General features: G+C 67.6%; 14 protein-coding genes and 1 pseudogene. 9 read left to right on the top strand and 6 right to left on the bottom strand.

The window, feature by feature from the left end:
* Positions 1 to 6 precede the first annotated feature (6 nt).
* Complete coding sequence (locus G4G00_RS08715; protein ID WP_108772105.1) at positions 7 to 2,163, bottom strand: bifunctional (p)ppGpp synthetase/guanosine-3',5'-bis(diphosphate) 3'-pyrophosphohydrolase; 2,157 nt, start codon at positions 2,161 to 2,163, stop codon at positions 7 to 9.
* 132 nt (positions 2,164 to 2,295) lie between these two features.
* On the opposite strand from G4G00_RS08715, the gene G4G00_RS08710 reads away from it, so the two are divergent.
* Positions 2,296 to 2,835: a hypothetical protein gene (locus G4G00_RS08710; protein ID WP_108753903.1), complete on the top strand. Its 540-nt coding sequence runs from the start codon at positions 2,296 to 2,298 to the stop codon at positions 2,833 to 2,835.
* Between the two features lie 33 nt (positions 2,836 to 2,868).
* On the opposite strand, the gene hrpA is transcribed toward G4G00_RS08710, so the two are convergent.
* The gene (gene hrpA, locus G4G00_RS08705; RefSeq protein WP_164272674.1) at positions 2,869 to 6,951 is read right to left on the bottom strand and encodes an ATP-dependent RNA helicase HrpA; all 4,083 of its coding nucleotides are present in this window, start codon (positions 6,949 to 6,951) and stop codon (positions 2,869 to 2,871) included.
* Positions 6,952 to 7,037: 86 nt separating this feature from the next.
* On the opposite strand from hrpA, the gene G4G00_RS08700 reads away from it, so the two are divergent.
* The 6 genes from G4G00_RS08700 (at position 7,038) to G4G00_RS08675 (ending at position 13,862) form a co-directional block, all read left to right on the top strand.
* Positions 7,038 to 7,586 carry a Dps family protein gene (locus G4G00_RS08700; RefSeq protein ID WP_108753905.1) on the top strand — a complete coding sequence of 183 codons (549 nt, stop codon included), beginning with the start codon at positions 7,038 to 7,040 and terminating at the stop codon, positions 7,584 to 7,586.
* Between the two features lie 587 nt (positions 7,587 to 8,173).
* Complete coding sequence (gene recQ / locus G4G00_RS08695; protein ID WP_164272671.1) at positions 8,174 to 9,979, top strand: DNA helicase RecQ; 1,806 nt, start codon at positions 8,174 to 8,176, stop codon at positions 9,977 to 9,979.
* 127 nt (positions 9,980 to 10,106) lie between these two features.
* Positions 10,107 to 10,487: a CopL family metal-binding regulatory protein gene (locus G4G00_RS08690; RefSeq protein WP_164272668.1), complete on the top strand. Its 381-nt coding sequence runs from the start codon at positions 10,107 to 10,109 to the stop codon at positions 10,485 to 10,487.
* Positions 10,488 to 10,561: 74 nt separating this feature from the next.
* Complete coding sequence (locus G4G00_RS08685) at positions 10,562 to 12,364, top strand: copper resistance system multicopper oxidase (protein WP_164272665.1); 1,803 nt, start codon at positions 10,562 to 10,564, stop codon at positions 12,362 to 12,364.
* Positions 12,361 to 13,281 (top strand): copper resistance protein B, encoded by a 921-nt coding sequence (locus tag G4G00_RS08680; protein WP_164272662.1) that lies wholly within the window; start codon positions 12,361 to 12,363, stop codon positions 13,279 to 13,281. The genes G4G00_RS08685 and G4G00_RS08680 overlap by 4 nt, the downstream gene beginning before the upstream one ends.
* Positions 13,282 to 13,349: 68 nt before the next feature.
* Positions 13,350 to 13,862: a GNAT family N-acetyltransferase gene (locus G4G00_RS08675; protein ID WP_164272659.1), complete on the top strand. Its 513-nt coding sequence runs from the start codon at positions 13,350 to 13,352 to the stop codon at positions 13,860 to 13,862.
* A 105-nt stretch (positions 13,863 to 13,967) separates the two neighbouring features.
* Here G4G00_RS08675 and G4G00_RS08670 read toward each other — a convergent pair whose 3' ends face one another.
* Positions 13,968 to 14,288 (bottom strand): zf-TFIIB domain-containing protein, encoded by a 321-nt coding sequence (locus G4G00_RS08670; RefSeq protein ID WP_108753911.1) that lies wholly within the window; start codon positions 14,286 to 14,288, stop codon positions 13,968 to 13,970.
* 147 nt (positions 14,289 to 14,435) lie between these two features.
* On the opposite strand from G4G00_RS08670, the gene G4G00_RS08665 reads away from it, so the two are divergent.
* Positions 14,436 to 15,206: a CPBP family glutamic-type intramembrane protease gene (locus G4G00_RS08665; protein ID WP_164272656.1), complete on the top strand. Its 771-nt coding sequence runs from the start codon at positions 14,436 to 14,438 to the stop codon at positions 15,204 to 15,206.
* 81 nt (positions 15,207 to 15,287) lie between these two features.
* Positions 15,288 to 15,710, top strand: coding sequence for a response regulator (locus G4G00_RS08660; protein WP_108750836.1), 423 nt, complete (start codon positions 15,288 to 15,290; stop codon positions 15,708 to 15,710).
* 26 nt (positions 15,711 to 15,736) lie between these two features.
* On the opposite strand, the gene G4G00_RS08655 is transcribed toward G4G00_RS08660, so the two are convergent.
* The 3 genes and pseudogenes from G4G00_RS08655 to G4G00_RS22130 form a co-directional block, all read right to left on the bottom strand.
* Positions 15,737 to 16,165: an SMI1/KNR4 family protein gene (locus tag G4G00_RS08655; protein ID WP_164272654.1), complete on the bottom strand. Its 429-nt coding sequence runs from the start codon at positions 16,163 to 16,165 to the stop codon at positions 15,737 to 15,739.
* 19 nt (positions 16,166 to 16,184) lie between these two features.
* On the bottom strand, positions 16,185 to 17,051 hold the full coding sequence (locus G4G00_RS22135; protein ID WP_343161370.1) for an alpha/beta hydrolase-fold protein: 867 nt from the start codon (positions 17,049 to 17,051) through the stop codon (positions 16,185 to 16,187).
* Positions 17,052 to 17,879 (bottom strand): annotated as a pseudogene (locus G4G00_RS22130) (alpha/beta hydrolase-fold protein); the annotation flags it as partial.
* Between the last annotated feature and the right edge of the window lie 57 nt (positions 17,880 to 17,936).

Raw genomic sequence — 17,936 nt, 5'->3', positions numbered from 1 at the left:
TGAAGCTCAGCCCAGACGACGCGCCTCGCTCACGCCCGGCAGCGCATCCAGCTTGCCCAGCAGGTTGGACAGCTGGCCGTAGTCGGTCACCTTCAGGCGCAGCCGCAGATGCGCGCGGCCGCTGTTGCGCACGTTGTCGCTGTGGATATCCAGCACGTAGGCATCTTCCTGCGCGATCAGGTTGGTGATGTCCTTCAGCAGCCAGCGGCGGTCCACCGCATCAACCACCACGTCCACCTCGTAGCCACCGCCGGCCTGGCCCCATTCCACCGGCAGGATCCGCTGCGGACTGGTCGCGGCCAGTCGGGCCAGCGCCGCGCAGTCGGCGCGGTGCACGGTCACGCCACGGCTGCGGGTCAGGTAACCGACGATGGGTTCGCCGGCCACCGGCTGGCAGCAGCGGGCCAGCTGCACCAGCAGGTTGCCCACGCCCTGCACGGTGAATTTGGATTTGCCCAGGTTTTCCCGGCGCGCGGTCGGCCGCGGCAGGGCCGGCGCCGGGGCCGGCTGGCTGGCCGCACGTTCGGCTTCCAGCAATGCACGGCTGACCTGGTTGGGCCCGGTATCGCCCAGTGCCACCTGGATGTACAGATCGTCCACGCTGTCGGCATGGAACTTCTTCGCTGCGCCGGCCAGGTCGGCATGCTGCAGGCCCAGCCGCTTCAGTTCGCGTTCCAGCAGCTCGCGCCCGGCATGCACGTTGCGCGCCCGGTCCAGCTTGTGGAACCAGCTGCGCACCTTTTCGCGCGAGCGGTTGCTGGCCAGGAAGCCCAGCGCAGGCATCAGCCAGTCACGGCGCGGGTCGGCCTCCTTGCCGGTGAGGATCTCGACACGGTCGCCACTGCGCAGCCGATAGGTCAGCGGCACGATGCGGCCGTTGACCTTCGCACCACGGCAGCGGTGCCCGACCATGGTGTGCACCTGGTAGGCGAAATCCAGCGGCGTGGCGCCCTGCGGCAGGTCCAGCACTTCGTCCTTCGGGCTGAGCGCATAGACCCGGTCTTCGGTCAGTTCGGCATCCAGCGCCCCGGCCAGTTCATTGCCCTGGCCGTCCTGCGCCTGCTCCAGCAACTGGCGCATCCAGGTGATCTTGCGGTCGAAGGCCTTTTCCGCACCCTTGCCGCCTTCCTTGTACTTCCAGTGCGCGGCCACGCCCAGTTCGGCCTGGGCGTGCATGTCGTGGGTGCGGATCTGCACTTCGATCGTGCGCCCTTCCGGGCCGACCACGGCGGTATGCAGCGAACGATAGTCGTTGGCCTTGGGCCGGGCGATGTAGTCGTCGAACTCGCTGGGCACCGGTGCCCACAGCGCGTGCACCACGCCCAGCGCGGCGTAGCAGGCGGCCACGTCGTCCACCATCACCCGCACCGCGCGGATGTCATACAACTGGTCGAAGGCCAGCCGCTTCTTCTGCATCTTCCGCCAGATGCTGTAGATGTGCTTCGGGCGGCCGCTGACTTCGGCCTGCAGGCCCTGCGCCGCCAGTTCGCGCGACAGCACCTTCTTTACGTTCTCCACGTACCGCTCGCGGGCGATACGGGTCTCGTCCACCTCGCGCGCAATGCGGCGGTAGGTGTCCGGCTCCAGGTGGCGGAACGCCAGGTCTTCCAGTTCCCACTTCAACTGCCAGATGCCCAGCCGGTTGGCCAGCGGCGCATGGATGTCGCGGGTCAGCTGGGCCAGCGCACGGCGCTGCGGTTCGTCCAGCTTGTCGGCCGCGCGCATGCGCGCCAACTGCCGGGCCAGCAGGATCGGCACCACCCGCAGGTCGCGGATGATGGCCAGCAGCAGGCGGCGCAGGCCTTCGCTGTTGCGGCCCGCTTCGCGACCGGCGTGCAGGGCCCACACCGGATCGGCCGCGTCCTGGCCGTCCAGCAGCCCGGCCACGGCCGTGGCATGGTTGCCCAGCGGCAACGCGTCCAGGTGCTCGCGCAGGGCCGGCAGATCGAACAACAGCGCGGCCAGCACCACGCTCTCATCCGAAGTGAGCATGGCCAGCGCATCCAGGGTGTCACCCAGCACCGACCAGTTGGCGCGCATGGACGGCTCTGCGTCCGCGCCCGGCCATCGCTCGCGCAGGGCCTGGCGCAGCGGGGCCGGCAGCACCGCTGCAGAGGGACGGTTCAACAAGGCATCCAGGCCGGGGACAGAAGCGCGGTTCACAGCATCGAACGTTGGACAATGAGGCCACTACACTAGCGCCGGCGCCGTTCAGGAACAATCGCCGCGCTGCGCACGACCGGGCATGAACACATGCCGTTACACTCGCGGTCATCCAAAACGAGAGTCCCGCCCATGGTTTCCCGCCCTCTTCCCCGTGCACAGCTGCGCCTGTGGGCCAGCGCCGCGTTGCTGCTGTCCCTGTCCACCCCTGCGCTGGCCCAGCGCGTGGTAGAAGGCGACCTGCAGCAGCAGATGAGCCCGGCCGAGTTCCAGGCCGCCGGCCTGGACAAGCTGTCCGCTACCGAGCTGGCCTCGCTGAACCGCTGGCTGCAGGGCAAGGTGGAAGCGGCCACCACCCAGGCCGTGGCCGCCGTACGCGAAGAGGCCCGCGAAGAAGGCCGCCAGGAAGTGATCGTGAAGAACCGCGGCTTCTTCGACTTCGGCAGCAAGGAGCCGATCAACGCGATCCTGCAGGGCGAGTTCCGTGGCTTTGGCAAGGGCCGGGTCTACGCACTGGACAACGGCCAGCAGTGGGAACAGATCGATGCCAGCAGCGTGAGCGGCGTGCGCAAGCAGAACCCGAACGTCAGCATCAGCCCCGGCATGATGGGCGTGTGGTACATGAAGGTCGAAGGCGTGAACACCCAGCCCAAGGTGCGCCGTACCAAGTGACGGCAGCGCCGGGCCTGGCCCGGCGCTATCCGATTACAGCTGGCGCAATGCGGTTACCCGCTGCGCCAGCTTCTTGGCTGAAATGCCGGTGCGTGCGCCCAGCTCCTGGGCGAACAGGGAAACACGCAGTTCTTCCAGATCCCAGCGCAGGGCCTGCCATTGTGGGCGCTCGCGCAGTCCCTGCTCCTCGCCGGTGCGCAACGCATCCAGGAATGGATGCAGTTCCAGCATGCGTGCCTGGTCGCGCGGCGGATCGCGCTTGGCGCGTTCGGTGCGCAGGATCATCGCTTTCAGGTAACGCGGGTACTGGGCCAGTGCATCGGCCGGCGTATCGCGCAGGAAGCCGGGGTGGATCAGGCCCACCAGCTGCGCTTCCATGTCATCCAGGTTGCCGCGCGCCCAGCCCATCAGCGGCGCCTCCAGCAGCGGCTTCAGTTCACCCACCAGGCCCAGGATGGTCTCGGCCAGTTTCAGCCGCTGCATCGCCTCGCCGAACAGCGCCTTGGCCACCTGCTCGCGTCGCTGCTCGAACGCGCCGGCATCGCGGATGTCGCCCAGACCCTCGGCCAACACCGCGTTCATTGCCGCATCCACCAGATCGCCACGCAGGCGTTCCTGCGATTCAATGGCGGCGTACAGCAGGCCGGTCTTGGCGCCCACCGGCAACTGCTTGCGGGCCTGCTTCACCTTGTCCGACAGGGCGATTTCCAGCAAGCGGCGCACGCCCAGCGGATGCGCTTCCTCGGCCTGCTGGCGGTCGGCGAAGATGCGCAGCGCCACGCTGTCCCCTTCATCCAGCAGCGCCGGGTAGGCCGGCACGCCGGCTTCACCGGGCACCTGCAACGGGATCGGCGTGGACGGGAAGCTGCGCAGGCCGTCGGCCGCAATCTCGCGCCCGGCGCGTGCAGCGAACGCATCGCCGGCACGGCTGCCGAACTTCGCGCGCAGCGCGTCCAGGTCGCGCGAACTGGCCAGTACCTTGCCCTGCTCATCGCGCAGCCGCAGGTTCATGTGCAGGTGCGGCTCGATCGAGGCGGGCTCGAAATCGGTGGCTGCCACCTGGGCGCCAGTGGCACGCGACAGGAAACGCGCCAGCTCACCGGTGATCGCATCGGCGCTGGGCTGCGGGAAGGCCTCGAAGAATGCCCGGGCGAAATCCGGTGCGGGCACGTAGTTGCGGCGCATGGCCTTGGGCAGGCTGCGGATCAGCGCGGCGGCCTTGTCGGCCACGAAGCCCGGCGCCAGCCAGCCCAGCTGCACCGGGTCCAGCGCGTTCAACAGGTGCAGCGGCACGTCCAGGGTTACGCCGTCGTCGTCGCTGCCCGGCTCGAAGCGGTAATGCAGCGGCAGCCGCGCCTGGCCCAGCGCCAGATACTTGGGGTAGCGCTCCTGTTCGCTGCCTTCGCCGGGCAACAGGTCGACCAGCGACCAGTGCAGCGTCTTGCGCTGTTCCGGCGGCAACGCCTTCCACCAGGTATCCAGGCCAGCGGCCGAATGGATCTGCGGCGGTACGCGGTCCAGGTACCAGCGCGCCTGCCAGTCCTCGTCGGCCACGATACCGGCACGGCGCAGCTTGGCCTCTTCCTCGCGCGCCTGTTCCAGCACCTTGTGGTTGTCGGCCACGAAACTGGCGCGGGTGTTGATTTCGCCGGTCACCAGCGCCTGGCGCACGAAGATGTCATGCGCCTCGCCCGGTTCGATGCGGCCGTAGTGCACCGGCTTCTTCGGCGCCAGCACCAGGCCGAACAGGCTGATCTGCTCGGAGGCCAGAACCTGGCCCTGCGCGCGCGACCAGTGCGGGTCGAAGTGCTTGCGCAGCAGCAGGTGCGGCAGTTCGGCAATCACCCAGTCCGGCTCGATGGCCGCCAGGGTCATGCCCCAGACCTTCTGCGTGTCCAGCAGGTTGGCCGCCAGCAGCCACGGCGGCGGGCGCTTGGACAGCGCCGAACCCGGGAACGGCAGGAAGCGGCGCTGGCGCGGCGCCTGGAAATCGCCCTTGTCGGTGCGGTGGCCCACCTGCGTGGGCAGCCCGGCGATCAACGCACGGTGCAGGGTCTGGTAGGCGGCCGCGCGCACACGCTCGCTGAAGCCACCACCGGCAGGCACTTCATCCTTCTGCGCATGCGCCGCCACCGGTGCCGGCGCGGCTTCTGTCTTGCCCTCGCGGGCCAGGCGCGCAGCGCGGTGCAACTGGCCACGGGTGGCCTTCACTGCAGCCGCGTCGTCACGCGCCGGGGCCGGCGCACTGCTGCCGGCCAACAGCGGTGCCATCGCCGCATCGCTGGCTTCTTCCTTCCAGCCCAGTTCCTCGCACAACAAGCGCAGCTGGCGGTGCAGCTCGCGCCATTCACGCATGCGCAGGAAACCCAGAAAATGGCGGCCGCACCAGTCGCGCAGCTTCGATTGGGTCAGGTCTTCGTGGGCCGTGCGATAGCCGTCCCACAGGCGCAGCACGCCCACGAATTCAGAGCGCCCATCGGCAAACTGCGCATGCGCGCTGTCAGCCGCACCGCGCGCTTCGGGCGGGCGTTCGCGCGGGTCCTGGATGCCCAGGAACGAGGCGATCACCAGCATCGGCCGCAGGCAACCTGCCGCCTGCGCGGCCACCAGCATGCGCGCCAGCTTCACGTCCACCGGCAGGCGTGCCATCTGCTTGCCGATGGTGGTCATGCGCCGCTCGGCATCGATCGCGCCCAGTTCGGTCAGCTGCTGCCAACCATCGGCCACCGCGCGCTCGTCCGGCGCTTCCAGGAACGGGAAGTCCTCGATGCGGCCCAGGCCCAGCTGCAGCATGCGCAGGATCACCCCGGCCAGGCTGGAGCGGCGGATTTCCGGATCGGTGAACTCCGGCCGCGCCTGGAAATCGGCTTCGGCATACAGGCGGTAGCAGATACCCTCGGCAATACGGCCGCAACGGCCCTTGCGCTGGTTGGCACTGGCCTGCGAGATCGGCTCGATATGCAGGCGGTCCAGCTTGTTGCGCGGGCTGTAGCGCTTGACCCGGGCGAAGCCCGGATCGACCACGTAGCGGATGCGCGGCACCGTCAGCGAGGTCTCGGCCACGTTGGTGGCCAGCACGATGCGCCGGTTCGGGCCGGGGTTGAACACCCGGTCCTGGTCCTGGTTGGACAGTCGCGCGTACAGCGGCAGCACCTCGGTATTGCGGTACTTGCGGCGCTCCAGCGACTGGTGCGCATCGCGGATCTCGCGCTCGCCGGGCAGGAAGATCAGCACGTCGCCCCGCGCATCCAGGCGGGTGATCTCGTCGATGGCCGACACGATGGCATCGTTCACCGTGCGCTCGCCCTCCTGTTCGCCCTCGCCTTCCAGCGCGCGGTAGCGCACTTCCACCGGGAAGGTGCGCCCTTCCACGCTGATCACCGGCGCGTTGTCGAAATGCTGGGCGAAGCGTTCGGTATCGATGGTGGCCGAGGTGACGATCAGCTTCAGGTCCGGGCGCTTGCGCAGCAGCTGCTTCAGGTAGCCCAGCAGGAAGTCGATGTTGAGGCTGCGTTCGTGCGCCTCGTCCACGATGATCGTGTCGTAGTTCGACAGCCAGCGGTCGCTGGCGATCTCCGCCAGCAGGATGCCGTCGGTCATGAACTTGATGCGGCTGTCTTCGCTGACCTTGTCGTTGAAGCGCACCTGGTAGCCGACCAGCTGGCCCAGTTCGCTGTGCAGTTCCTGCGCCACGCGGCTGGCCACCGCACGTGCGGCAATCCGTCGCGGCTGGGTGCAGCCGATCATGCCGGCCTGGCCACGGCCGGCAGCTAGGCACAGCTTCGGCAGCTGGGTGGTCTTGCCCGAACCGGTTTCGCCGGCGATCACTACCACCTGGTGGTCGCGGATCAGGCCGATGATCGCCTCGGCTTCACGCGCAATCGGCAGCTGCGGGTCCAGAGTAATGGATAGCTGCTGCTGCGCCCGTTGCTGGCGGCGCTGCACCGATGCCTGCAGGGCCTGCTCGAACGTGGCGGCCAGGGCCGCATCTTCGGGCTTGGCCTGGCAACGCGACAGCATGCCCAGCAGACGGCCCCGGTCGCGGCTCATGGCGCCATCGATGGCGGCGCGCTGTTGGCGCAGGCGGGGCGGCGGATTTTTATTGATAGCGTTCATCAATCGGTTCGTTCAAAACTTTGAAAGCGACCAGTCATCACGACTGATTTACTGTGAAGGCCAACGATTCCACAAGGAGGAACCCCATGGCGAAGACCAAGAGCACGACCAAGCCCAAGACCGGCAAGCAGAAGCTTGCGGCGGCGGCGCCGTCGGCACCCAACATCGATATCGGGATCACCCAGGGCAACCGCAAGAAGATCGCCGACGGTCTGTCGCGGTTCCAGGCTGATGCGTTCACGCTCTACCTGAAGACCCACAACTTCCACTGGAACGTGACCGGGTCGATGTTCAACTCGCTGCACACGATGTTCGAGACGCAGTACACCGAGCAGTGGGCGGCGCTGGACGATGTGGCCGAACGTATCCGTGCGCTGGGTTTCAATGCCCCGGGCTCCTACCGGGAATTCGCTGCGCTGACCTCGATCGCCGAGGAACCGGGGCTGACCGACAGTGCGGACTGGCGGGAAATGGTACGCCAGTTGGTGGTCGCCAACGAAGCGGTCTGCCGTACGGCGCGTGAAGTGCTGGATGTGGCGGACGACGCCGACGACGCCCCGACCGAGGATCTGATGACCCAGCGCCTGCAGACCCACGAAAAATACGCCTGGATGCTGCGCTCCCTGCTCCAGTAAGGGTTTGGGGGTTTTTCGGCAGGGCTTGCAGCCCTGCCGACCCCCTGTAGAGTCGAGCCATGCTCGACTGAGGCAACGTCAAAGGCGGGTTTCCTGAGGGTTGGCGGGGTGGGTCCGGTTGAGGGGGACGCCGTAAACCCATCCATGGGGGCTTAGCCGCGCCATCCATGGCGCGGATACCCCCTCAACCGGACCCACCCCGCCTTCGACAGACCTGCGCGATCTGCCGGAACGGCCGAATGCTCTGGTAGGTGTCGACCTTGGTCGACACAGTAGAGCCACGCCACGCGTGGATGATTCATTCGATATCTGACAGATGTGTCGACCAAGGTCGACACCTACCCACAGCCGCGTGAACCTGTCAGAGGCGTGGCGGTGTGGGCTTGCAGGACCGCAGGCGCCATGGATGGCGCCTACGAGCCCCCATGGACGGGTTTACGGCGTGTCCTGCAAGCCCACACCGCCACGCCCAACCAGCACACACCCCGCTTTTGACGTTGCTTCAGTCGAGCATGGCTCGACTCTACAGCGGTGCAGGGCGCAGCCCTGCCGAACCCCTACCACCCCCGCCGGGGTAAACTAGGCGGATGGCTTCCCGTCCCGCGCACGATCTGCTCCAACGCGTCTTTGGTTACGACGATTTCCGTGGTCCCCAGCAGGACATCGTGGAGCATGTGGCTGCCGGCCATGACGCCCTGGTCCTGATGCCCACCGGCGGCGGCAAGTCGCTCTGCTACCAGGTTCCGGCCCTGCTGCGTGACGGTTGCGGCATCGTCATTTCCCCGCTCATCGCCCTCATGCAGGACCAGGTGGAAGCCCTGCGCCAGCTCGGCGTGCGCGCCGAATACCTGAATTCCACCCTGGATGGCGAAACCGCCGCCCGGGTCGAACGCGAACTGCTGGCCGGCGAACTGGACATGCTCTATGTCGCCCCCGAGCGCCTGCTGACCGGCCGCTTCCTGTCCCTGATCTCGCGCAGCCACATCGCCCTGTTCGCCATCGACGAAGCGCACTGCGTGTCGCAGTGGGGCCACGATTTCCGCCCCGAATACCGCCAGCTGACCGTGCTGCACGAGCGCTGGCCAGACATTCCGCGCATCGCCCTGACCGCCACCGCCGATCCGCCCACCCAGCGCGAGATCGCCGAGCGCCTGGACCTGGCCCAGGCCCGCCATTTCGTCAGCTCCTTCGACCGCCCCAACATCCGCTACACCGTGGTGCAGAAGGACAACGCGCGCAAGCAGCTGACCGATTTCCTGCGCGGCCACCGCAGCGAGGCCGGTATCGTCTACTGCATGTCGCGGCGCAAGGTGGAAGAAACCGCCGAATTCCTCTGCGGCCAGGGCTTCAATGCCCTGCCCTACCACGCCGGCCTGCCGCCGGAAGTGCGCGCCAACAACCAGCGCCGCTTCCTGCGCGAAGACGGCATCGTCATGTGCGCCACCATCGCCTTCGGCATGGGCATCGACAAGCCGGATGTGCGCTTCGTGGCGCATACCGACCTGCCCAAATCGATGGAAGGCTACTACCAGGAAACCGGCCGCGCCGGTCGCGATGGCGAGGCCGCCGAGGCCTGGCTGTGCTACGGCCTGGGCGATGTGGTGCTGCTGAAGCAGATGATCGAGCAGTCCGAAGCCAGCGAAGAACGCAAGCAGCTGGAACGGTCCAAGCTGGACCATCTGCTGGGCTACTGCGAATCCATGCAATGCCGCCGCCAGGTGCTGCTGGCCGGTTTCGGCGAAACCTATCCGCAGCCCTGCGGCAACTGTGACAACTGCCTGACCCCCCCGGCCGCCTGGGACGCCACCATTGCCGCGCAGAAGGCCCTGAGCTGCGTGTACCGCAGCGGCCAGCGCTTCGGCGTGGGCCACCTGATCGATATCCTGCGTGGCAGCGAGAACGAGAAGATCAAGCAGCAGGGCCACGACAAGCTGAGCACCTACGCCATCGGCCGCGACCTGGATGCGCGCACCTGGCGCAGCGTGTTCCGGCAACTGGTGGCGGCCAGCCTGCTGGAAGTGGACAGCGAGGGCCATGGCGGCCTGCGCCTGACCGACGCCAGCCGCGCGGTGCTGACCGGGCGCCGCCAGATCAGCATGCGCCGCGACGCCGCCAGCGCCACCGCAGGCCGCGAGCGCAGCGCGCAGCGCACCGGCCTGTCGGTGCTGCCGCAGGACCTGGCCCTGTTCAACGCCCTGCGCGGCCTGCGGGCCGAACTGGCGCGCGAACAGAACGTGCCGGCCTTCGTGATCTTCCACGACAGCACCCTGCGCAACATTGCCGAACAGCGCCCGACCTCGCTGGATGAACTGGCCCGGGTGGGCGGCATCGGCGGCACCAAGCTCAGCCGCTACGGCCCGCGCCTGGTGGAGATCGTGCGCGAGGAAGGCTAGGCGTTCTGCGTTGGCGCGCATCGCGCTCGCCGGGCCTGGCCCGGCGCTACCCTCGCCCTGCTCCAACCTTGAACACGCCATTCAGCAAGAAGTGCATCGCGCCCCGCTTGCCGTTAGATTGATGCCCATGTCCGTCGCCTCCACCCTGCTGCGTGTCGTGCTCATGCTCAGCCTGTTGCTCAACGGGGTGAACGCGGCCATGGCCAGCGGGCACGCGCAGATGAGCCCGATGGCGCATGAAAACGCCAGCGCGGCGGCAGAGGAACCCGACTGCCACCACCATGCGGGCATGCAGGCCGAACCGGGCCCGGAAGCCCAGGCCCCGTCCCACGACAGCCACTGCCAGATGAAGGACTGCGTGCGCAGCTGTGCCCAGCAGCCCCTGTTGGCCGTGCAGCCGCTGGCCCTGCCGGTCGGCCCGGCCTGGTCGCTGGCACCGCCGCCGGTGCACGCCAGCGGCCGTCCCGCGCCGCCCCTGCCGCCCATCTCACGCCCTCCCATCGGCTGATTCCGCGCGCCTGCGGGCGCATCGCGCTTCGCTGCCGGCCCCGTGCCGGTCGTACCCGTGTTCCGGAGTCACCCATGAATACCCTTATTCCCCCCGGCCCGGGCGCCCTGCCCATGCCGTCGCGCCGCCTGTTCGTACAGGGCCTGGCCGCTGGCGGCGTGGTCGCTGGCGCCACCGCCATCGGCGTGCCGCAGCGCGCGCTTGCCGCTGCCAGCGCCACGCCGCGCCTGGCCGGCGCACCGGCCGTGCTCACCGACACCCGCGTTGAACTGGCCATCGGCGAATCGCTGGCCAACTTCACCGGCCGCACCCGCCCGGCGATCACCGTGAACGGCTCGCTGCCGGCGCCGATCCTGCGCTGGCGCGAAGGCCAGACCGTGGACCTGTTCGTGCGCAACACGCTGGACCGCCACCCCACCTCCATCCACTGGCACGGCATCCTGCTGCCGGCCAACATGGACGGCGTGCCCGGGCTCAGCTTCAACGGCATCGGCCCCGGCGAGACCTATCACTACCACTTCCAGCTGAAGCAGTCGGGCACCTACTGGTACCACAGCCATTCGATGTTCCAGGAACAGGCCGGCCTGTACGGCGCGCTGATCATCGACCCGGCCGAACCGGCCCCGTACCAGCACGACCGCGAGCACGTGGTCCTGCTGTCGGACTGGACCGACATGGACCCAGGCGCGCTGTTCCGGCGCATGAAGAAGCTGGCCGAGCATGACAACTACTACAAGCGCACCCTGCCCGACTTCGTGCGCGACGTGCGCCGCGACGGCTGGTCGGCGGCACTGTCCGACCGCGGCATGTGGGGCCGCATGCGCATGACCCCCACCGATATTTCCGACGTCAATGCGCACACCTACACCTACCTGATGAACGGCACCGCGCCGGCCGGCAACTGGACCGGGCTGTTCCGCAGTGGCGAAAAGGTGCTGCTGCGCTTCATCAACGGCGCCTCGATGACCTATTTCGACGTGCGCATTCCCGGCCTGAAGATGACCGTGGTGGCCGCCGATGGCCAGTACATCCACCCGGTCAGCATCGATGAATTCCGCATTGCCCCGGCCGAGACCTACGACGTGCTGGTGGAACCCAGCGGCCAGGACGCCTTCACCATCTTCTGCCAGGACATGGGCCGCACCGGTTTTGCCGCCGGCACCCTGGCCGTGCGTCATGGCCTGCAGGCGCCGATTCCGCAGCGCGACCCGCGCCCGCTGCTGACGATGAGCGACATGGGGCATGACATGGCGGGCCACGGCGGGCACGACATGGCAGCCATGAAAAGCATGGAAGGCGGCTGCGGTGCCCACATGGACCACAGCGCGCATGGCAGCGCTGCCGCCAGCAAGGCGCCGAAGCATTCGGCCAGCGAACTGGCCAGCCCGCTGGTGGACATGCGCAGCGGCGCGACCGAACCCAAGCTGGATGACCCCGGCATCGGCCTGCGCGACAACGGCCGCCAGGTACTGACCTACGGCGCCATGCGCAGCCTGTTCGACGACCCGGATGGCCGCGAGCCCGGCCGCGAGATCGAGCTGCACCTGACCGGGCACATGGAGAAATTCGCCTGGTCGTTCGACGGCGTTCCCTTCGCCAGTGCCGAACCGCTGCGGCTGAACTACGGCGAGCGCATGCGCATCGTGCTGGTGAACGACACCATGATGCAGCACCCGATCCACCTGCACGGTGTGTGGAGCGATGTGGAAAACGCCGCCGGTGAGTTCCAGGTGCGCAAGCACACCGTGGACATGCCGCCCGGCACCCGCCGCAGCTACCGCGTCCGTGCCGATGCACTGGGCCGCTGGGCCTACCACTGCCATCTGCTGTACCACATGGAAGCGGGCATGATGCGCGAAATGAGGATCGAAGAATGAGCCGCCTCGTCTCCCGCAGTCTGTTGGCCGTGGGCCTGGCCACTGCCCTGCCCGCGTTCGCGCAGTCGCACGCCGGCCATGACATGGCCATGTCCGCACCGGCACCAGTCGATCATTCGAAGATGGACCATTCGAAGATGGACCATTCGACGATGGACCACGCGCAGATGGACCACGCTGCGATGGGCCACGCCATGCCGGCGCCCAGCGAACCCCGCGAACCCATCCCGGTGCCGACCGACGCTGACCGCGCCGCGGCCTTCCCGCCCATCAATCACGATGCGATGGAACATGCCCCGCAGATCAACAGCCTGCTGCTGATCGATCGTCTGGAACACTGGGATGGCCAGGACGGCAAGGGCCAGGCCTGGGAAGCCAGCGGCTGGATCGGCGGCGACATCAACCGTCTGTGGCTGCGCAGCGATGGTGAACGCAGTGGCGGTCGCACCGAATCCTCATCGCTGGAAGCACTGTACGGCCGCAGCGTCTCGCCGTGGTGGGACGTGCTGGTCGGCGTCCGACAGGATTTCCGCCCCGCCGATTCGCGCACCTGGGCGGCGATCGGCATCCAGGGCCTGGCGCCGTACAAGTTCGAAAGCTCGGCCACGCTGTACCTGGGTTCCGGCGGGCAGGTGCTGGCCAAGGCCGAAGTGGAGTACGACGTGCTGCTGACCAATCGGCTGATCCTGCAACCGCTGGTGGAAGCCACGCTGGCGGCCAAGGACGAACCGGAGCACGGCATCGGCCAGGGCCTGAACAAGGTCGAGGCCGGGCTGCGCCTGCGCTACGAGTTCAGCCGCCGCTTCGCGCCGTACATCGGCATCAGCCACGAGCGCAGCTTCGGTGATGCCGCCGACCATGCCGGCGACCACGCGCGCGACACGCGCTGGGTCGCGGGTGTGCGTATGTGGTTCTAAGGCACTGCACGGCCCCGGTTCGCGCCGGGGCCGGCTACACTGCGCCACGCTTGATCACCGCCGCCGCCATGTCCCTGCAGATCCGCCGCGCCACTCTGGCCGATGCCGAAGCGCTTTCGGCCATTGCCGTTGCCACGTACACCGAAACCTGGGGCGACTCCTACCCGCCGCAGGAACTGGACGTCTTCCTGCAGGAACACTACGGCCTGGCGCCGCAGCGCGAAGAACTGTGCGACCCACGCAGCGCCGTCTGGTTGCTGCTGGACGGCGAACAGGTGGTCGGCTATCTGGCGGCCGGCGCCAACACCCTGCCGCACGCCGAAGCGCGCGATGGTGATATTGAACTGAAGCGCCTGTACATCCTGGCCGCGCACCACAACCGCGGCCACGGCGCGCGCCTGATGGACGCCTTCATCGCCTGGCTGGACCAGCCGCAACGGCGCACCCTCTGGGTGGGCGTGTGGGAAGAAAACCTCGCCGCCCAGCGCTTCTACGCACGCTACGGCTGTGAAAAAGCCGGCGAGTACGACTTCATCGTCGGCAGCACCCGCGACCGCGAACACATCCTGCGCCGCCGGTAGAGTCGAGCTTGCTCGACTGCTCCTCGCCTTTCCGCTCTTTGTAGAGTCGAGCCATGCTCGACTGCTTCTCCTGCAGTCGAGCAAGCTCGACTCTACCTACCGTTCTCAGAAATCAAACAGCTCCGACAGGAAACTTTCCTTCTTCTTTTTCTTGTAACCCTGCCCATGCTGCCCGCGGCTGTCTTCATAGCGCTGGCCCAGATGGCGGGTATCACGATGCACCACCTGCGCGGCCACCTGCGGCTGCGCCTGCACCGGTGCCGGCGGCGGCACCGCAGCGCCTGCAGCAGCCCCGGCGCGCTCGATGATCTTGTCCAGTTCACCACGGTCCAGCCACACGCCGCGGCAGCTGGGGCAGTAGTCGATTTCAATGCCATGGCGCTCGGCCATCTGCAGGGTCTGGGTGGTGCACACGGGGCACTGCATGGGCGTCGCTCCTTTCAGTCTGCCCTTGACTGTACCTGTATCTCGATGACTGTTCGGCAACATGACCGATGACACAGGGACTAACGGGGCGCGCGCTCGCGTTGCCGGCCACACACACTGCAGGTTCATCCCGCAAGGAGCGCGCGCATGAATCCCGCTTCCCGCCTGCCCGCAGCCGGCCGCCTGTTGCTGATGCTGCTGGGCGTCGGCCTCGGCCTGAACCTGCGTGACCTCAGTGCGGCAGCGGGCCTGCTCATCCCCGCCTTGCCCATTCCGTATGGCGGCAGCCTGCTCGACAACGCCTTGGCGGTGCTGGTGGCGCTGCTGCTGACGGCCCTGCTGCGCCCCCGTGGCGAGGGGCTGGCGGCCAGCCTGGGCCTGCGCTGGAACGGCGCGCGCGGCCCGCTCTGGGTGCTACTGGCCAGTCTCACGTGCTGGCTGGGTCTGGCGGCACTGGGCACACCCAACACCGCGCTGACCGCAGTGGACGCCACGATGCTGGCCGTGTTGTTTCCGCTGGCCGAGGAAGTGCTGTTCCGTGGCCTCGGCTTCGTTCTACTGGTGAAGATCGTGCGCGGCCCTTGGGCGCTGCTGGCGCTGCCGCAGGCGCTGCTGTTCGGGCTGGTGCACTGGCTGGGGTTTGGCGGTTTCGGGGGCGGCACCACCGCCCTGTTCGTCGGGGTGGTCATCGCGTTCGGCGGGTTCATCTTCGCCTGGCTCGACCATCTGGACGGCAACACCCTATGGTGCGGTCTGGCCCTGCACGTATCGATGAACCTGGCCTGGAATGTGTTCAGCCTGGACGATGCGATGACGCTGGGCTGGCAGGCCACCAGCCTGCGCATCGGCACCGCCCTGTTGGCCGTGGTCGTATTGGGCCTGCACGCACGCCGCAGACGCGCTGTAACGTTGTCTTAGCCCGTCCTGCACACGGATATCACCCTACGGTCGAGCATACTTGCGCGCCTTTTCACCGCTGCTGTCCGGAGTTGTCGCGTCATGTTGCTGTCCAAGCGCCACGTTGAACCGCGCGTCCTGCTGATCGAGGATGCCGAAGAAACCCGCGAGCTGAGCCGCATGGCGCTGGAAAGCCAGGCCTGCCACGTGGTGGGCGTCAGCAGCGCCGAGGCCGCGCTGGGCCTGCTGGCCGCCGGTGAACGCTTCGATCTGCTGTTCACCGACGTCAACCTGGGCCGGGTAAGCGGCATCGAGGCCGCCAACCAGGTGCGCGGGCTGTACCCGCAGCTGCCGATCCTGGTCACCTCGGGCATGGACCAGCACAGCGTGCTGCCGCAGCTGCGCGCAGGCATTCATTTCCTGCCCAAGCCGTACAACATGAGCGAGCTGCTGGATGCAATCCGGCTGTGCTTCCGCCATGCCGACGCCGGCGTGCTGACCGGACCGGACGCGCAGGCGGCGTAAGGCATTCATCCACGCATGGCGTGGATCTACGCCAGCCAGGCATCCATCATGTCGTAGAGCGAAGGGAACAAGCGTTCCACTTCGCCTTCTTCGTGCAGGTACAGCAGCACTTCACCCTGCGCGGTCACCAGCACGGGGTTGCCGGCACCGTCATCGGAAAGCACCACGGCGTCGCGCAGCTCATCCTGCAGCCCCTCGCCATAGAAGTCGCGAAAGCGCAGCGTCAGCTCGGTCACCGTCTCGCGACCGACCAGCGAACCGTTCGTAAACGCGTGCACGTCCACCCCGGCGAACGAGCCACCGAAGCGCTTGATGAATGCCACGTACTGCGGGTCGAACACCACGCCCAGCGTCTGCTGGGCCTCAGCAATCTGCGCGTCCGTGGCCGGCAGCCCACGCAGGCTGGGATGATCGGCATGCAACGCCTCCACCCGCGCAATCAGATCCGGCGGCATCTCATCACATCCACGATAGTCAGCCACCGGTGTAAGGACCCTCCCCCGGCAGCACGTCCAACAGCGCACGGGTGATCACCTGCGGATACACGGTCAGATGGTCTTCGCCATCGATCACCACGTTGTCCACCTGCAGGTTGCGGCCACGACGCTGCAGCTGGGTGGTGAAATCGGCCGCCTGCCGCAGCACGTCATTGCCGGTGGAATAGCGCGGGCCAGGCTTGATGGTTTCGTAGCCGCCGACCGACAGCAGCACGCGGGTCGGCTGCGCGGGAATGACGGCGGCCTCCTGCAGGCGCGGCAGCAGTCCCTGGTCGAACCACAGCGAAGGGCTGGACAGGATGTAAGTGCTGAACAGGTCCGGCTGGGTGGTCAGCACATAGGCGCCGAACAGGGCGCCATAGGAATGCCCGGCGAACGTGCGCCGGGCCGCATCGGTGCGGTAGCGCGCATCGACCAGCGGCAGCACCTGCGTGGCCAGGAAATCGCGGTAATGCGCGGCGCCGCCGTAGGTCACATCACTGCTGTAGTAGTCGGCAGGAATGCGCGTCGGGTTGCTGGGCGTGTAGTCGCGCGAACGGCTCTGCTTGGACGTCAGGCCTTCCTGCGGCGGCAACCCGACCAGGATGAAGTCCTCGATGTTCTGCCCCTGCTGCCCCACCAGGTTGCGCACGCTGCGCACCAGCGGGAAGCTGTACAGCGCATCGGTCACGTACAGCACCGGATAGCGCTTCTGCGGGTGTTCGGCATAACCAGCCGGCAAGGCCACCCAGATGGGATAATCGCGGCCCGCCGGATCGTGCACACGCAGCGTCTGGGTATCGGGCAGCGCTACATACGGCTGCGCCGACGCGACTTCGGCAACGGCCGGCGCTGCGGCGGGCAGCGGGAACAAGGTGCGCAGTGCCTGCAGCGCGGCCGGGTGGTAGATCGTGGCGTGGGTTTCATCCGGCAGCGGCTGGTACTTCACCAACGGTAACGGCGAGGCCTGCTGCAGCAACGCGGCAAGTTTGGCGCTGGCATCGGCCAGTTCCGGCTGGCCACTGCTGGCCAGGAACACACGCGGGCCCGCCTTGGCCACGGCCGGCAAGCGCTTCGGCGCCGCCGCCAGCAGCGCGCCCTTGTTCCACCACAGGCTGGGGTCCAGCGCGATATAGCTGTTGAACAGCTCCGGCTCCTGCAGCAGCGTTTCGACCACGAACAGGCCGGCCAGCGATTCGCCCATCAGCGCGCGTTCGTCGGTGGTGGCGTAGCGCTGGCGCACCTGCGGCATCAGTTCGTCACGCAGGAAGCTGCGGTAGGCCGCCGAACCGCCAATGCGCGGGGCAATCTTCTGGTCCTGCGGGTCGCTGCTGGGGCCGGTCATGTCGCGGCGGCGCTCGGTGTTTTCGATGCCCACCAGCAGGAACGGGCGCATGCTGCCGTTGCCGGTCAGCACCTGCACCAGCCCCGCCACGTGCAGGAAGTCTTCGCCGATGCCACCGTCGGGCATGTACAGCACCGGCAGCGGCGCCTTCGGGTCCAGTCCCCAGGGCTGCGGCCGGTAAACGTTGATGCGGCGGGTTTCGCCCAGCGCCTTCGATTCGATCGTGAAGGTTTCGCCGATGGCCAGCGGCGCGGCAGCGGCTGACTGCGCGGACGGCGCAGTTGTTGCAGCCATCAACGGCGTGGCGGAGACGGCAGACAACAACAGCGACAGCATGATCAAGCGCACGGGGCCACCCATCCTGGGAAAGATGCCGAGCATAGCGCCCTGACGGGCCGTTGCGCC

The sequence above is a fragment of the Stenotrophomonas sp. B1-1 genome (assembly GCF_010894375.1).
Classification (GTDB): domain Bacteria; phylum Pseudomonadota; class Gammaproteobacteria; order Xanthomonadales; family Xanthomonadaceae; genus Stenotrophomonas.
This window is presented reverse-complemented; position numbering and strand designations above follow the sequence as displayed.

What these genes read in the sequence shown, in the direction of transcription:
- G4G00_RS08710 (WP_108753903.1), top strand. Translation starts at nt 2,296, where the DNA reads ATGGTTTCCCGCCCTCTTCCCCGTGCACAGCTGCGCCTGTGGGCCAGC.
- hrpA (WP_164272674.1), bottom strand. Translation starts at nt 6,951, where the DNA reads ATGAACGCTATCAATAAAAATCCGCCGCCCCGCCTGCGCCAACAGCGC.
- G4G00_RS08700 (WP_108753905.1), top strand. Translation starts at nt 7,038, where the DNA reads ATGGCGAAGACCAAGAGCACGACCAAGCCCAAGACCGGCAAGCAGAAG.
- recQ (WP_164272671.1), top strand. Translation starts at nt 8,174, where the DNA reads ATGGCTTCCCGTCCCGCGCACGATCTGCTCCAACGCGTCTTTGGTTAC.
- G4G00_RS08690 (WP_164272668.1), top strand. Translation starts at nt 10,107, where the DNA reads ATGTCCGTCGCCTCCACCCTGCTGCGTGTCGTGCTCATGCTCAGCCTG.
- G4G00_RS08685 (WP_164272665.1), top strand. Translation starts at nt 10,562, where the DNA reads ATGAATACCCTTATTCCCCCCGGCCCGGGCGCCCTGCCCATGCCGTCG.
- G4G00_RS08680 (WP_164272662.1), top strand. Translation starts at nt 12,361, where the DNA reads ATGAGCCGCCTCGTCTCCCGCAGTCTGTTGGCCGTGGGCCTGGCCACT.
- G4G00_RS08675 (WP_164272659.1), top strand. Translation starts at nt 13,350, where the DNA reads ATGTCCCTGCAGATCCGCCGCGCCACTCTGGCCGATGCCGAAGCGCTT.
- G4G00_RS08670 (WP_108753911.1), bottom strand. Translation starts at nt 14,288, where the DNA reads ATGCAGTGCCCCGTGTGCACCACCCAGACCCTGCAGATGGCCGAGCGC.
- G4G00_RS08665 (WP_164272656.1), top strand. Translation starts at nt 14,436, where the DNA reads ATGAATCCCGCTTCCCGCCTGCCCGCAGCCGGCCGCCTGTTGCTGATG.
- G4G00_RS08660 (WP_108750836.1), top strand. Translation starts at nt 15,288, where the DNA reads ATGTTGCTGTCCAAGCGCCACGTTGAACCGCGCGTCCTGCTGATCGAG.
- G4G00_RS08655 (WP_164272654.1), bottom strand. Translation starts at nt 16,165, where the DNA reads ATGCCGCCGGATCTGATTGCGCGGGTGGAGGCGTTGCATGCCGATCAT.